The sequence below is a fragment of the Variovorax sp. WDL1 genome, from assembly GCF_001541225.1.
GTDB lineage: Bacteria > Pseudomonadota > Gammaproteobacteria > Burkholderiales > Burkholderiaceae_C > Variovorax.
The window spans coordinates 12579-27765 of record NZ_LMTS01000271.1 but is presented as its reverse complement, the minus strand read 5'-3'; the positions used below and the strand labels follow the sequence as shown (position 1 = coordinate 27765).

Sequence of the window (15187 nt, the reverse complement as noted above, 5' to 3'; positions counted from 1 at the left end):
GGCGGGTCGCCGCCGGCGAGCTACACCGGGTACGCGGCGGCATCGCCACTCCTCTGCCCGAAGCCGACTGGCCAACCCTCTTCCGGCGGGAGAAGGCGCGAATCCTGGCGGCGCTCTTCCCGAAGACCGTCGTCGCGTACCGAAGTGCTTTCGACGGGATGGTTGCCCCCACCATCTACCTGACCGGCGGCAGCTATGCACGGGTCATGGAACTGCCCGGCCTGAAGGTCATGGTGTCGAGTGGTCCTGGACCGGTCGACGGCGACACCCAGATCCAAGGTCGCGAGGTCTACTTCCCGAGCCCAGCCCGGATGTTGCTTGATGCGATGGCACCAGCCCCACGCGATGACGATCCGCAATACAGCCGGAAGATCAGTGCGGAGGAGATCGAGGACCGACTGATCTCCATCTGCGACTCTCGTGGCGAGCAAGCCTTCGTCGAATTGCGGGAGCGCGTCAAGGTTGTCGGCGCGCAGCTGAACACGCCCAAGACGCGCCTGGAGGAGCTCGATCGATTGATGAGTGCGATTCTCGGAACGCGCCCCGATCGAAAGATGGCCACGTCGAATGGCACCGGCCGGGCCAGGGGCTACGACGCCTTGCGCATGGACGTCTTTCACAAACTGGTTCAGGTCTTGAAAGTGAACGAGCTGCCGCGGATCGCGGACGTGGCTGGCGAGTCGCCCGCAACGACCAATTTCGCCTTCCTCGAGTCGTACTTCAGCAACTTCATTGAAGGGACCGAGTTCGAGATCGGAGAGGCTCGCGCGATCGCGCTCGATGGCAAGATCAGCGCGCTTCGGCCCAAGGACTCTCATGACATCAAGGGCGTATTCGACCAGGCACGCAACCCGTGGCGGGCCCGGGCTGTCACCGACATCAAAGCCTTCGAGGAAACTCTGCGTGAGCGCCATGCATTGATGATGGCCGCCAGGCCGGAGGTGTTGCCGGGCGAGTTCAAAGTCGTGCGAAACGTCGCGGGGAACACGACCTTTGTCGAGCCGCGCTTAGTGGTCGGAACCCTTCGCGAAGCAGGCCTGCTCATGCACGACGTGGACGCAGGTCTCCCGCGCGCGCTTCTCGCCATGTTCATCGTCTCGGAAGTGCATCCTTTCAACGACGGAAACGGACGCCTGGCACGCCTGGTCATGAACTCAGAACTGAGCGCCGTGGGTGAGGCTCGGATCATCGTGCCAACGCTTTATCGCGAGCAGTACCTCGACTGCCTTCGGGAGCTTACGCGCGCGGCGCGGACCGAGCCCTACCTTGACGCGATGACGAATATTCAAAGGTGGACTGCAGCCTTCAGCTACGACGATCTCGACTCGACAATCGATCTGATGAAAAAGTGCAACGCGTTCGAGAAGTCCTTGGTCAAGCACCAGTTGCTATGGCCCCAGTACTTGGACGACGAGAGCGATCCGGACGAGGCAGTCTCGACGGGTCCGCGCGGGTGAAATTCGCAGTGACCCCGCCCACGACGCTCCAGATCCACCGAGATGGCCGCTGGCGCGCAGCAGCCACGGTGCAGCCGCTCGGCCCAGCCCGCTGCCGCATCGAGTACCTGCCCGAGTACGTCCACGGTGAGGCCGCGCCTTGGCCGGTGGCGTTGGGCATGCCGATCGGCACCGAGCCGGACCTTTTCATCGACGGACCGATGGGGCCAGAGATCGACCGCCTGCCACCGTCGTTCCTGTTCGACCTGGTGCCCCAAGGCAAGGGGCGACAGTATCTGCTCGAGCAGCTTCGACTTGCCGACGGCGACGGCCTGGTTCTGCCTCTCGTCATGGCTGGCGCCATCGCTCCGATCGGATGCCTGCGCCTCCAGAGCGCTGTGGACTACTTCGACGACCAGGCACGCAGTTGCGGCGCGTTCCCTGGTTTCGCCGAGGCTGACGTCCGCGGCAGGATCGAAGCCGTCTTCGAACACCTTGCGAGCCGGGGGATGCTCGCGGCTGGCACCACAGGCGTTCAGGGCGTCGCGCCGAAGTTCTTGCTCAGCACCGATCAAGACGGGCGCTGGTTTCCAGACCTCGCGTTGCCAGACGAGCGTGCGCGCGAGCACTGGCTGGTCAAGTTGCCGCGTAGCAGCGCCGAGCGCGACCGCGCCGTGTTGCGCAACGAGACAGCCTATTTGCGCGTGGCCGCCGCCTGCGGCTTGCGAACCATGGCCGCGCCGGAGTTGCGCGGCGAGGCGCTGTTCGTGAGGCGCTTCGACCGCCAGGTGATCAACGGCCAGGTCCATCGACTCCATCAGGAGAGCCTGGCCAGCCTTTGCGGCCTGCGTGGCTTCGGGATCCCTAGGAGCCAGCAAACGCTGCTCGCCGGCCTGCGTGCTGCCGTTTCGGATCCGCTGCAGGAAACCATCGAGTTCATCAAGCGCGACGTGTTGAACCTGGCAATGCGCAACACGGACAACCACGCGCGCAACACGGCCGTGCAGCGCCTCTGCGACGGGACGGTCCAGCTCACGCCGGTGTTCGACTTCGCACCGATGTACCTCGATAGCGAGGTCATCGTGCGCAGCTGCCACTGGCGCGACGACGCAGGCCGGGTCCAGGGTACCTGGACGCAGGTCGTGGAAACGCTGGACGTCGTTGACGAAGAGCGCAGGATCGTCGCCGCAGCGCTAAGCGACTTCGCTCGGGTCGTGGCCAACCTGCCAACCATCGCTGCGGATTGCGGCGTTGAGGCCGAAGTGACTCAGGCTTGCAGGGCAACCATCGACAAGCAGGCCAAGCAACTGCAGGAGCTCGGCGCCCTCGCGCCAGCCCCGGTCGCACGGGGGGGCACGCAAGATTTCCCGCATTAACCGAGATAGTGCACCGGATGGCAAGTCCAATTCCAAGTTCAAAGTCCAGCCCCAACGCTGTCGTCGATCACGTCCAACGGGCTCGCCATGACGGAAATTGATGAAGCTATCGCCCAGCATCCCTACATGCTCCACATCGAACGCATCGTTCGAATGGCGCCGAAGATGACGGACGCAGAGCGCGAGGCGCTGGCTGATTGGGCGGAGGATGCCGTGGAGAGCTTCATCCCATTCGATGCAAGCAACTGGCCGGGATGGCAAGCTGTGGCCCGGCGGCTCGCCCACTGATGTACGTGGCCCGGTGCAGCCAGGTTGTGAGGATGGGTTGCCGTTCCGGCCGGTGCACCCTCAGAATGTCGCCATGTGCTATTCCGCCCAGATCAAGGCCGATTTCACCCGGTTCATTCGCCAGTTCGGTGGCGACCTCAAGCTCGAAGAGTTCGCAAAGATCTACTTCGAGCGGCGCACGAACCCGAGGATCAAGATCCCGAAGGTGATGGATGCGGCGTTCCTCACTCCTCAGTCGGACACCGAGCGGGAGATCAAGGCCCTTATCGACGAGTTCAACGCCGACCAAGCAACGAAGCTCGAGCAGGACCTCTTCAAGCAGCGCAAGCGCCTGGCGGATGCCGAGCGCTCCCTGCAGACCAAGGTCACCAAGAAGGCCACCGACGATGTCCGGATCGCCACGAACAAGATCGAGGCGGCGAAGGGAAAGCTGGTGGACCTTGGCCGCGTCGAGCTCAAGGAAAGGGACGCTCGGATCTTCCCTGGCGTCTACGCTCCGGTGATCGTCTTGGAGGACGGCAAGCGCGTCATGAAGCCGATGCGGTACCAGTGCCGGCCTGCCGGGAAGCCCGCCTTCTACGACACGAAGTACCCGGGCACCTACAACGCGCGTTCGGACAACCTCGAAGGCTTCTGGAAGGATCTGTTCGGGTTCTCGCACGGCATCATGGTCGTGAACGCCTTCTACGAAAACGTGGATCGCGACGGGGAGAACGCGGTGCTCGAGTTCCGCCCGCGGCCGCAGCAGGACATGCTGGTGGCTTGCCTGTGGTCTCACTGGCGAGGTTCGGGGGACGAGCCTGAGCTGCTGTCCTTTGCTGCGATCACGGACGAGCCGCCGCCGGAGGTTGCCGCTGCTGGCCACGATCGCTGCATCGTTCCCATCAAGCCCGAGAACGTCGACGCCTGGCTGCAGCCGGACCGGAGCAATCTTGCGACGCAGTACGCGATCCTGGAAGACCGCGACCGACCGTACTACGAGCATCGTTTGGCCGCGTGAAGAACGGCCCGCATGGGCGGCGACTTTCCAGCTGCAGCGCGCGCGCAGGAAAGCCTAGCGCTTCGTTGCAAAGAAATCTAGCAGCAGGACAGCACAAAAACCTAGCAATCAATTACAATAAAACCTAGCAACCGATATCACGTGGGCGGTCGCCGCTACGCATGGCCACCAATACCCGTCAAAACAACAGAGCCACGCCGGCACAGCGGCGCTTGGCGCAGGCGCTTGAGGCGCTCCACGCGTTGCAACAGAGCGGCGCCAATGTGTTTCACACCGCCCAGTTCACGCGTCAGACCCGTGAAGCCCTGCTACAGGCTGGCTACCTTCAAACTGTGATTCAGGGCTGGTACATGTCTGCCAGCCCGGCCGCCGCGGCTGGTGATACGACGCCGTGGATCGCCGCACTGAAGGATTTTCTCGCGGCGTATTGCAACGCGCGCTTCGGATCCGAATGGTGCGTCTCGGCCGACTATTCCTTGCGCCTGCACGCTGGATCCACCCTGCTGCCCAAACAGGTGATCGTGCACTCGCCGGAGGCAAAAAACGGCGTCCTCGCGCTGCCAGACGGGTTCTCGCTGATGGACTACCAGGCGAGGGACTTTCCGGCTGCCGACAGGCGGGACAGCGTCGGGGGCATCCGCACCATGACGCTGGTGCAAGCATTGCTCAAGGTTCCAGAGAACTTCTTCAGGTCCTCGCCGCAGGATGCCCAGATCGCTCTGCTGTCTGTCACTGACGCATCAGAGGTCAGCCGGGTGCTCGCCGAGGGCAACCACAGCACCGTTGCCGGGCGACTTGTCGGGGCGTTCCGCGCGGTGGGTCGTGTGGCTGTTGCCGACGACATCCTGGGATTCATGCGATCGTTGGGCAACCAGGTCATTGAGGCAAACCCCTTTGATGTCGCACCCCAGGTCAATCTGGGTGATAGGGTCGAATCTCCACATGTCTCCCGATTGCGCCTCATGTGGAGCGCCATGCGAGACGATGTCGCACGGACTTTCCCAGAGGAGGAGCCAGGTCAGCCCAGCGATGTTGCCGCGTTCATGCGGGCGGTTGAAGACGCCTACGTGACCGACGCATACCACTCACTCTCCATCGAAGGCTACCGGGTCACGCCCCAGCTCATCGAACATGTGGCGAGTGGCAAGTGGGACGAAATCAGCCACGAAGAGGACCGTCGCTCAAGAGATGCGATGGCGGCGCGCGGCTATTGGCTCGCGCACAATGAAGTGATCAAGTCCATCCGTCGAATCTTCGACGGGGCAAACCCAGGCGATGTCTTGAAGGGTGACCACGGCGACTGGTTCCGGGCGATGTTTTCGCCCAGCGTGACGGCGGGCCTGCTCGCGCCGGCAGATCTGGCCGGTTATCGGGGCCATCAGGTCTACATCCGCAACGCGGCCCATGTTCCCCCATCGCGTGAGGCCGTGCGCGACATGATGCCCGTATTCTTCGAGCTGCTTGGCAAAGAACCTCGAGCTTCGGTGCGCGCTGTGCTCGGCCACTTCATGTTCGTGTTCATCCACCCGTACATGGACGGGAATGGCCGGATCGGTCGCTTCATCATGAACTCGATGCTCGCCTCCGGCGGCTTCCCTTGGACGGTCCTGCGACTTGAAGACCGGAATCGGTACATGGATGCGCTGAACTCCGCGAGTCGTGACGGCGACATCAAGCCCTTTGCGCAGTTTGTGGCTCAGAGCCTGCATCGCCCCCGGAACGCTCACGCCGAAAGCCAGCCTTCAGACGAGGAACCAGAACCGTCGCGTCCTCGGGGCTGAGTCGCTATCGCCCCTCAGGGCCGGCACATAGAGGGCCTGGATGCATTGTCATCGCACGGTGTGATCTGCTCGGCCTCCAGCACGATGAAGCTCTCGCTCCCGGCGTCCTCGACCAGGTTGGAATACCGCAACGCGTCGTAGCCCGCCGCCCGCAGCGCATCCTTCACGAACGCCGACCCGGCCGCATCGCTACGGTTGTTCGCCTCATACGCAGCATCCACCTGCGCCGCGCTCAGGACGCCCTTGGAGCGCAGTTCTCGCAGGACCGAAGGAAACTTCCAGGTGCCCAGATCGACGATCTCCAGGGCGTTCTGGAACGTGATCTCGTACTCCCGCACCTCGCCCTGCCCTCCGGCAACGTCGCGCAGCCGTGCTTCGGCCGCGGCGGCCGTGCCGAAGTGGGCGCCGAGCATGCAGCTCGTGTCGAAGGCATCGAACTGCTCGGTGGTGCCATGGAAAAGGCGGATGGCCATGTCTCTATTGTGGTGTGGCATCAGCGCGGGCGCGGGGCGTCCTCCGCGTCCTCTCCGACCATTTCATCCTCTGCGCCTGCGTCGCTGCCGTCGAGGTGTGCCCGGACGAGTTCGGCCGCCGGCGATCGGCTGCGCGAATACCTGAAGATCGCTTCGTGTCGCGCCTGGTCCTCGGCAGTCGTGAGGGTGGCGGTGCCGGAACGATCGATGAAAAACTCGCTGCCCACTCGAACGAGATGCGGGTGCGGCAGCGCGCGCTCGTGCTCCTCGTGCCTGACCCCCCCGAAATTCATGACGTCGTAGAGCTCGCGCAGCTTCGTCTCGTCTCGCTCGCGAATCATGCTGCGCGAGAAGATCGTGCCCTGGAATCGCCGACGATCACGCGCATCGACTTCCGACCAAAGCGCGAGAGTCCCCTCACTGTCCGGAACGGCGAGCTGATCGGTGAGGTACATCTCCAGCGCCTTCAGACGCTGCTGGCCATCGATCACGCAATTCGCCAAAGGGAGGAACTCAATGCCGCGAAAGCCATCGACCTCCGGCCGCAACTCCAAATCGGTGACGACGTAGGTCCCGAGGTGCACGCCAGTCCAGGCGCTGTGGATGAAGCGGCGGGCCTGGTCATCGGACCACTTGAACTCGCGCTGCCATGGCGCGAGCGGCAGTCCCATCACGAAGCGACTCGCCCAGGGATACTCCCTCTGAGCCTTGCTCGGGTCGAACTGCTTGAGGTCGTTGACGAGCGCGCTGATGGTCATCGGCGCGATGTGCGGCGTGATGCCGGGCCTGGGCATGGTTCGAATGGTCATGATGCGGCTATCCCCGTGGCGCTTCGGCCAGTTCCTCGCTGCCGTCCGCCACTGCGAGCTCGATCGCTCGGACGTGCAGCGCATCACGGACGTCGCCCGGCAGTTCGGCCGCATCGCGCGCGCCGCCACACCGGCGGTACAGCCAGTCCGGCGCCCAGGCGAAGTCGAAGCGTCGATCGGCGTCCTGGCGCTGCCAGTCGGGCACGATCACGTAGCCGCCCTGCCCCCAGTGCGCAAAGATCTCCCAGTCGTCCAGCATCCCGTTGCGGACCACGTTCACCGCGAAGCCGATGCCGTCTTGGTGGAAGGGGCACAAGGCTGATTCGCTGAAGGCGATCGGGCCGAAGGTGGCGGCGTAGCTCTCGTTGTCCTCGCACGCCCATTGCAGCAGCAGGCCGAGAGCGCCGGCCTTCATGGGGCTAGCGAAGAATTCGTCCTCGTGTGGGACGAAACTGTCCGTGGGGCCGTGTCCCGCCAGCTGCAGCGTCTCACGCGCCACACCAGCGCACAGCGCCAGCCATCCGCGGGACCGGGCTGCGGTCATCAACTCATAGGATTGCATGCCCGAATTCTCTCGGGCTATCGGCTCTTGGTGTGCGATGTTTTTGACCCTGACCGTGACCGTTTGGCCCGCAGGCATGGGCTCACACCAGCGAAGTGCAATCCACCTAGTGTAGTGCGCCACTCAGATATGTACTTATCTTGTGCTCCTTGCCAGCGCGGCCTTGGCCCGCGTGACCTTGGCCAGGATGTCGTTGGCGCTCGCGGTCCAGAGGAACGGCTTGGGATTGGCGTTGTGGTGCTCGACATAGAGATCGATCGCCAATTCCAGTTCGGGCACGCTGGTGAAGCTGTCGCGCCGGATGCGGTTCTCCGAGATGTCGCGGAAGAAGCGCTCGACCATGTTCAGCCACGACGCACTCGTGGGCGTGAAGTGCATGACGAAGCGCGGGTGCCGGGCCAGCCAGGCCTGCACGTCGGGGTGCGTGTGCGTGCCGTAGTTGTCCACGATCAGGTGCAACTGCAGGTGCTTGGGCGTCTTGCGCTGGATCAGGCGCAGGAACTGCAGCCACTCCGCGTGCCGGTGTTGCTGCTGGCACATCGAGATCACGGTGCCGTCCAGGGTGTTCAAGGCAGCGAACAGCGTGGTCGTGCCGTGGCGCTTGTAGTCGTGCGTGACGGTGCCGGCGCGGCCTTTCTTCATCGGCAAGCCCGGCTGGGTGCGGTTGAGCGCCTGAATCTGACTCTTTTCATCGCAGCTCAGAACCAGGGCGCGCTCGGGCGGGTTCAGGTACAGGCCCACGACGTCCAGCAGCTTGTCCTCGAAGCGCGGGTCCCGCGAGAGCTTGAAGCTGCTCTGCCGATGCGGCTTCAGGCCATTGCGCTGCCACACGCGCCGAATCGTCGTCGGCCCCACGCCGAGTTGCGCGGCCAGCGTGCGCGTGCTCCAGTGCGTGGCAGCAATGGGTCTGTCATGCAGCGTCTTGTCCACGATGTTCGATTCAAACTCGGCGGTGGTCACGCTGGGGGTGCGCCCGGGGCGCGGCGCATCGTGCATCAGGGCCTCCACCCCGCCTTCCAGGAAGCGCTGGCGCCACAAGGCCACCTGGCGCCGATCCAGATCGACCTCGGAGGCGATGTCCTTGTTCTGCCAGCCCTGAGCGGCCAGCAACACGACCTTGGCCCTTTGCTGCACACGAGCCTCGATACGGCCTCGCCGCGCCAACGCCGTCAACTCTCGTTGGGCAACGGCATCCAGTTCGATCTTTGGGGCAATGCGCATGGCGGCGACCTCCGTCAAGGTCGGAGTGTGCCGCATCACATAAGTTCAATTATTTCGAGCGCACTGCACTAGCGCTTCGCTCGCAATCTCCCCTAACATTGGCGCATGACTCGAGATAATGAGGAACAGCTTTTGGCCTTCAGCGCCGCCCAGAACCGTCACTTTCGTGAGGAAGACTGGTTGAAGTTTGCGGCGACTGGACCTGTTAGCAGTGATGAAGTTGCAGCGACCGCGCTTTTTCTTGCGGGAGGTTACTGGTACGGCCATGCGGACTCCCTCTTTCGCGTCGCTGAGCGCCTGTCACCTGGATCGGTTGGTAAATTCTCCGAACGGGCAAGGGCGGTGGAGTTCAATTGCAGCCGGCTCGACCACATGCTCAAGACCAGGATCACCCATGAACCACGCCACCCCTGAACTGGCCTCGGCACTTTCGACAATGCTCGACAGAATCGATGCCACTTTGCGTGAGAACGGGTACGAAGGCGAGCCGATCATCATGTACTTGGCGGGTGGACTAGCCGTCAACTACTACTGCGGGAGCCGCTTTACCGCCGACGTGGACGCGAGCTTCTCTCGCAGGATGGCGCTCGATCACAAAGAGCTGATGGTGGATTTCGTTGACGCCAGCGGCAAGCCCACGCAGCTCTACTTTGACCCGACCTACTCCGCCAAGCTGGCTCCGATGCACGAGGACTTCGAGGACGACTCGCAGGAGTGGGAAGGCATCGAGAACGAGCGGCGTCTGGTCAAGTTAAAGGTCCTCTCCCCCGTCGACCTTGCGGTTTCGAAGCTGGGCCGATTTGAAGGAAACGATCGAGGCGACATCCTCGAGTTGGCCAAGCACGCATACTTCACGGCTGACGAGTTCCGACAGCGCGCAGAAACGGCCGCGAGCTATATCGTCGGGAATGTCCGGCGTTTGAAAACAACGATCGACATCGTGTGCAAGGACATTGAGGAGCTGGAGTCTCGCTCGGCGGCCGCCACTGGAATCAAGTAAACGAAGTTGCGCAGGACCGTTCCATAGTCAGGCCGATGCCGCGATCGCCCCAGAGGTGTTTGTTCGTTCCAAGCATCGGTCAGGCGCCCTCAGGCTTGCGGACAATGGATCCGAACTCGAACTGGTGCTTGGGGAACGCCGCACGCCAGGCTTCGACTTCCTCTTCGAGGTCCACGCGAGAGGGAGGCGCGAGCTCACCGCGCTGCGCTGCAATGATCGCGCGGTAGGCGCTGGCGATCGCCACGGTCAGACCCGGGGCGTGGCTTGATGCGCCTCCCGAGGTGCAGAGCCTCACGCCGTCCGTGGCGCGGCCATGCCGGTTTCCCACCTGAACGTACCAGTCGCCGTTGCCTCCTTGGAAGATCACAAGGGTGCGCAGCTCGTCGTCGCGCAGGTCGCGGTCATCGGTGAGGTAGACGGCAGCTTTGCTTGTCATCGCGTTGGGAACCTCAGTATGTTTTGGCGCGGCTCGGCCTCCTCCTCTCGCGGGGTGTCGGCATCACCCTGGGCGGCCAGGCGTTCCGCGCGGCGCTGCGCCAGAAAGGCGAGCAGCGCATCCTCTGCGCCCTCGCGCGCCAGGTTGAAGACAGGCATCCCGCGCTGTGAGGAGAGGCGAATCGCCGTTCCTGTGCCGCCGGTCTTCGAGTTCACGTCCGCCTCGCTCTGCGCGCCGTCGGCGGTCCAGCACAGGGCGAACTCGGATGGATCATCCAAGGTGTGCCCGAGGCACTGGTGCGTGTTGCGAGCATGGAGAGCCCTCGGGCCGCGCGTGAGGAACGGCCACCTCGGGTGCAACTGCTCAGCGATCTCGAACGCCCGAGTCAGAGGAAGGAACGTCCTATGCGCGGGATTGGGCCACCGGTTCTGAAAGCCTGGCCAAGGCAGCCAGATCGACTTTGCGCCGCCGGCGAGGTCGCATCCCTCCTCGCATGCGGTGTCAGCGCCGTCAGCGCCGCCCGAGCGCAGCTCGTAGCCTTCGCGGGCGAGCATCGCAGCCAGATCGCGCAGGCGTAGCAGCTGCTCGGGAGGCGTCGAGCGCGAGCCGATGCCTGTGTATGAGGGCGCGGTCATTCTTTCCAGCGGTAGTGGGTCGTCGGGTGCAGGCTCATGGCTTTCCTTCTCGCGTCAGACCGCGACTGGGGCCTTGATCGCGGGATGCGGCTCGTAGCCCACAATGTCGAAGTCGTCGAGCTCGTACTCGAATATCGACGCGGGCCTGCGCTTGAGCACGAGCGTGGGGAACGCGCGCGGCTCTCGTGCGAGCTGCAGCGCCACCTGCTCGCCGTGGTTGCTGTACACATGGCAGTCCCCGCCGGTCCAGATGAAGTCCTGGACGTCGAGGTCGCATTGCTGGGCCACCATGTGCGTGAGGAGCGCGTAGCTCGCGATGTTGAACGGGACCCCAAGGAATGAGTCAGCCGACCGCTGGTAGAGCTGGCAGCTGAGCTTGCCCCGCCCACCTGGCTCTTGCGCCGGCGCCACGTAGAACTGAAATAGCGCATGGCAAGGCATCAGCGCCATCTTGGACAGGTCCGCCACGTTCCAGGCGCTCACGATGATGCGGCGCGAGTCAGGGTTGCTCTTGAGGGTGTCGATCACGTCCTTGATCTGATCTATGTGGCCACCGTCCGGAGTCGGCCAGCTGCGCCACTGCACACCGTACACGGGACCAAGGTCCCCATCTTCGCGCGCCCATTCGTCCCAGATCGTGACGCCACGTTCCTTGAGCCAGTTGTTGCTGCTGGAGCCGGTGAGGAACCAGAGCAGTTCCTGGATGATGGACCGCATGTGCACCTTCTTCGTGGTGACGAGCGGGAAGCCCTTGGTCAAGTCGAAGCGCATCTGGTAGCCGAACACGCTCTTGGTGCCGGTACCCGTGCGATCGCTTTTGCGCACGCCATGCGTGTCGACGTGGCGCAGGTAGTCTTCGTATTGGGTCTGGATCGTGTTCATCATTCGTTTTGGGGAATCAATAGGCGGAAAGCTGAGAGATGGCTCGCACGCGATCGCCCAGGCGATCGCCAAGAGCGGCCAGGACCTGGTTCCGCTGCGCACCATCGAGGTGGCGATCTGCGACCCCGATGAAGTCAAGGGCCTGCCTGATCGCTTCGAAGCGGTCCTCGACGTCGAGATCATCGAGTGACACCAGATCGAGGTCGACCAGCCTGGCGTACTTCTTGGCGAGTGCACTGCGAAGCGCCGACGGTTCCTCTCTCGGCACCCCGTCGAGAGCAAGGCGTTGCGCGCGCAAGGCCTTGAGTGGGTTCAGGAAGATCTTCGTCGCTGCGATCCATGCGCAAAGGGCCTCCGCGAAAGCGGTCGCGGGCGCGCTGCAAGGCTCGGCCGACCCGCACTTCAGGGCTGCCGAGCTCGAGGCTACTGGCGCTCCGGATGCAGTCCCGGCGAGACCTGTCGGCTCCTGTTCGGCGCAAAGCCAGGCCGGTGGACGGGCGCGCTTGTAGCGCACGGTCTTCCAGTACAGCCGCGCCCGTGCGCGCACGTCGGCCAGGTGGTAGTGCCAGCCACTGGGCTCGAGCATGCGCCGGACATCGCCTGCCTCGCCCCACCTGCTGAGCGTGGTCGTGGACACGCCGGCGAGGCCCGCTGCCTCCGACAAGCGCCTCCATTCGTGCGCCGACCGCACGCGCTTCACAGGTTGAAACTGGACCGTGCGCAACCGTTGGAGCATCGGTTCGGTGAGGTAGAGGCGGTCATCCCACTTGTTGCGCTTGACGGTGATGGTGCCGTCCGCGACCCGTTCGGTGACCCAAGCGGCGGTCGCACCCAGCGCATCGGCAGCCTGCTCGACGGTGAGTCCCCGGCGGCTGCGAGTGCGTTTGATAACGGCCTGCAATGTCGCCAGAGGAATTCCCTCGGCGCCGCGCCAGTTCACGCCATTGAGAAGCGATCGCAGCTCAGGCACGGTCACCTTCGCACGCGCCGCCGCCTGGTCTTCGGTGAACCCCGTCTTTTCGCGCAACTGCGCGCACTGGTGGCGCGACACGTAGTGTTTCCCGCGCATGTCTCCGGCCGTACCGACCTTGGCCTTGAGCGCCCCGCGTTTGACGAAGCCGTCCAGTTCGGCACGCGTGAAGAGGTACTGCTTCATCGCGGTCTCGATCGAGACCCATGACTTTTCGCCCTCGCCAGTTGGGCACTTGCGCGCGATCCAGCGCGTCGCATCGGTGCGGGTGACATGCTGGGTGCCGCCGAGCCTGGTGGCAGCCAGCATCCCGCTGGCGATCGCGCGGCGCACCGCCTGCTCCGTGCGGCCGGCGTGCCGGGCTGTTTCGGCGATGGTCAGGCCCGGGTTCCAGACCATCGTCAGATGTCGCTTCGCTCCGTGATCGAGTGCGGGATATCGAGCGATGTAGTCCTCGAAGTTCCGCGGCAGCCCTGCGTCACCCCAGATCTGCGCGCAAGTCGCGCACCCCTTCGGATGCTGACGCTCCTGCCATAGGCGGTAGGTGACCTTGAGATTGTCCAGCAGGGGCTTCCCGTGCCATGGCATGGGATTCCCCGCGCGGCGATCCGCGAGCAATCGTTCTGCGGTTTCCTTTGGCACGTACCAGCTGCCGAATTGACTTGTGTGCACGCCCTTCGTGCCGAAAGGCTTTACCTGAATGCCCCCGGGCACGTAGCCCATGCGGGCGAACTCGCTGAGCTTGTCAGAGGCAATGCCGAGGGGCGCCTTCAGCGTGCTCAGTTGCACATACCCTTCTGGTGGTGCCGAGATTTTGGCCTTCCATTCCGCCCACGTCTTATGCGGGATGACCCACTGGCGACCTACGCGCCTCGCCTTCAGCAGGTGGTTTCGGATGGCCTGGTGCACAAGGGTGTACGAGCCCACTTCGCGGCCGGCCGCGGCCACGGTGATGCCGCCGAGCACGTCGGACATCGTGAGACCCATGCGCGCGACTTGGTTCTGCACGGACATGCGATCGCGAGTTGCTCTGGCGTCGCCGGTGAGCGCCTGCAGGCGTGTCGTCAGGACCCGAGCGATTTCGGTCGGACCCATCTGCCCCACCAACGTGGCCAGGAGCGCGAGCTCGGGGGGCAACCACTCGTAGGATTGTCTGCGCGCATAAAGCTGCGGCAGGCGCCACTCGGCGTCCTGGGGCGGGCGACCATGCCAGAGCCCGAACAGCTCCTCGAATCCCTTCCTGCCCCTGCGCGCGGCGCGCCCGCCATGGCTCCCCAGCGACTGCTTCAAGCTCTCGATCTCTGGGATGGTGCGGCCGAGCACCGCCGCCAAATCGCGGTTCAGCGAGCCCAAACCGTGGCTCAGCACGAAGCGCTGCCACGCCAGCTTCTCATCCGCGGGATCCGTCGACAGATCACCGCCGCGCTCCATGCCCTGGAAGTCCATGCCCGGGCTCACGTCGCTCTTGGCCATCGTCAACGAGCCTCGAGTTCGTCCTGCAGCGCGGATTGACCCGCCAGCATCTGCTTCTGGGACAGCCCGGCCACCTTGCCCAGCAAGGTCATCACCGGATCGGTCAGCGCATTGAGCCGAGCCGTTGAGATGCCCCGCATCGCACGGTCCCATTGGCTGAAGGTCGCGGGTAGCGCCCGCTTGACTGCCTTGGCCGCCGGCGCCACCCGCTTGAGTGCCTCGGCCATTGGCGTTCTGACCTTCTCGATGCCGCGCCGGCTGAGGCAGAAGAACTCGCCTGGGGCCAGGGCGCTCAGATCGCCGAAGTCGATCCCGGACGACTTGAACTGCGGCGCCAGCGCCGACCAGGCGGCGGCATCTTCCTGGCATCCGATGAACGTGAGGTTCTTGTTCGCAAAAATCAGGCGGTGCACGCTGCCGGTGTAGCGCAGGGCGGTGACGTACAGGTCCAGCGCTCGCTTGCGGCCTCGGCCGACGAATTCGTTGATGATGTCGGCTGCTTCACCGATGCTCTCCGAGCGCTTGCGCGACGCACTGAAGAGTTGGCCTTCGTCGATGACAACGAAGAGCGGCTTGCGAATGCGGTCCGCCACGTCCAGAACCACCCGGCCATAGGGCACGAATTCCGCTGCATTGGCCGCTCGGACCACAACGATCTTCCGGTCCCGTTTCTCCAGGCACTGGCGCAGCTCTTCCTCGTTCTCAACCGCGTCGCCGTACATCAGCTCCATCTCGCGCTCGGGATCGAAGACCACAACCACCCAGCCCTGGTCTGCAAGCTGTTCGCCAATGAGCTGCCCGATGTTGGTCTTCCCACAGCCGCGAGGGCCCACCCCGACCGCCAG

At 64.1% G+C, this 15187-nt stretch carries 16 protein-coding genes; 7 read left to right on the top strand and 9 right to left on the bottom strand.

The features are described 5' to 3' along the window. From APY03_RS44900 to APY03_RS33220, 5 genes are all read left to right on the top strand, one after another. Positions 1-1457: Fic family protein (locus APY03_RS44900; protein WP_232324506.1), on the top strand; the 1457-nt coding region annotated here is incomplete at its 5' end. 8 nt (positions 1458-1465) lie between these two features. Continuing rightward, positions 1466-2812, top strand: a complete 1347-nt coding sequence (locus tag APY03_RS33230) for a type II toxin-antitoxin system HipA family toxin (RefSeq protein WP_232324505.1) — start codon at positions 1466-1468, stop codon at positions 2810-2812. An 87-nt stretch (positions 2813-2899) separates the two neighbouring features. Next, complete coding sequence (locus tag APY03_RS41990; protein WP_146039612.1) at positions 2900-3100, top strand: hypothetical protein; 201 nt, start codon at positions 2900-2902, stop codon at positions 3098-3100. A 73-nt stretch (positions 3101-3173) separates the two neighbouring features. Further along, a complete protein-coding gene (locus APY03_RS33225) occupies positions 3174-4100 on the top strand; it encodes an SOS response-associated peptidase family protein (RefSeq protein ID WP_068683994.1) in 927 nt (308 codons plus the stop codon). Between the two features lie 161 nt (positions 4101-4261). After that, a complete protein-coding gene (locus APY03_RS33220; RefSeq protein ID WP_083944725.1) occupies positions 4262-5881 on the top strand; it encodes a Fic family protein in 1620 nt (539 codons plus the stop codon). Positions 5882-5895: 14 nt separating this feature from the next. Here the strand turns inward: APY03_RS33220 and APY03_RS33215 are convergent, their stop codons facing one another. The 4 genes from APY03_RS33215 to APY03_RS33200 all read right to left on the bottom strand — a co-directional run bounded on the left by APY03_RS33215 (position 5896) and on the right by APY03_RS33200 (position 8946). Then, a complete protein-coding gene (locus APY03_RS33215) occupies positions 5896-6354 on the bottom strand; it encodes a hypothetical protein (RefSeq protein WP_068683992.1) in 459 nt (152 codons plus the stop codon). 20 nt (positions 6355-6374) lie between these two features. Beyond that, the gene (locus APY03_RS33210) at positions 6375-7163 is read right to left on the bottom strand and encodes a DUF262 domain-containing protein (RefSeq protein WP_068683991.1); all 789 of its coding nucleotides are present in this window, start codon (positions 7161-7163) and stop codon (positions 6375-6377) included. Positions 7164-7170: 7 nt separating this feature from the next. Further along, the gene (locus tag APY03_RS42900) at positions 7171-7725 is read right to left on the bottom strand and encodes a hypothetical protein (protein ID WP_068683990.1); all 555 of its coding nucleotides are present in this window, start codon (positions 7723-7725) and stop codon (positions 7171-7173) included. Positions 7726-7860: 135 nt separating this feature from the next. Further along, complete coding sequence (locus APY03_RS33200) at positions 7861-8946, bottom strand: IS630 family transposase (protein WP_068684139.1); 1086 nt, start codon at positions 8944-8946, stop codon at positions 7861-7863. A gap of 105 nt (positions 8947-9051) precedes the next feature. Between APY03_RS33200 and APY03_RS41985 the strand changes: the two genes are divergently transcribed. Then, positions 9052-9360, top strand: coding sequence for a hypothetical protein (locus APY03_RS41985; RefSeq protein WP_146039610.1), 309 nt, complete (start codon positions 9052-9054; stop codon positions 9358-9360). After that, the gene (locus APY03_RS33195) at positions 9341-9946 is read left to right on the top strand and encodes a DUF6036 family nucleotidyltransferase (protein ID WP_068683989.1); all 606 of its coding nucleotides are present in this window, start codon (positions 9341-9343) and stop codon (positions 9944-9946) included. The genes APY03_RS41985 and APY03_RS33195 overlap by 20 nt, the downstream gene beginning before the upstream one ends. 79 nt (positions 9947-10025) lie before the next feature. Here the strand turns inward: APY03_RS33195 and APY03_RS33190 are convergent, their stop codons facing one another. From APY03_RS33190 to APY03_RS33170, 5 genes are all read right to left on the bottom strand, one after another. After that, positions 10026-10382: a hypothetical protein gene (locus tag APY03_RS33190; protein WP_068683987.1), complete on the bottom strand. Its 357-nt coding sequence runs from the start codon at positions 10380-10382 to the stop codon at positions 10026-10028. Beyond that, entirely contained in the window at positions 10379-11017 is a 639-nt protein-coding gene (locus APY03_RS33185) for a hypothetical protein (RefSeq protein ID WP_068683985.1), read from the bottom strand. Before APY03_RS33185 ends, APY03_RS33190 begins: the two co-directional genes overlap by 4 nt. A 54-nt stretch (positions 11018-11071) precedes the next feature. After that, the gene (locus tag APY03_RS33180; RefSeq protein ID WP_174262856.1) at positions 11072-11899 is read right to left on the bottom strand and encodes a thymidylate synthase; all 828 of its coding nucleotides are present in this window, start codon (positions 11897-11899) and stop codon (positions 11072-11074) included. 16 nt (positions 11900-11915) lie between these two features. Beyond that, entirely contained in the window at positions 11916-14315 is a 2400-nt protein-coding gene (locus APY03_RS33175; protein ID WP_157103492.1) for a hypothetical protein, read from the bottom strand. Positions 14316-14344: 29 nt separating this feature from the next. Further along, on the bottom strand, positions 14345-15187 hold an 843-nt coding region (locus APY03_RS33170; protein ID WP_198161343.1), incomplete at its 5' end, for an ATP-binding protein.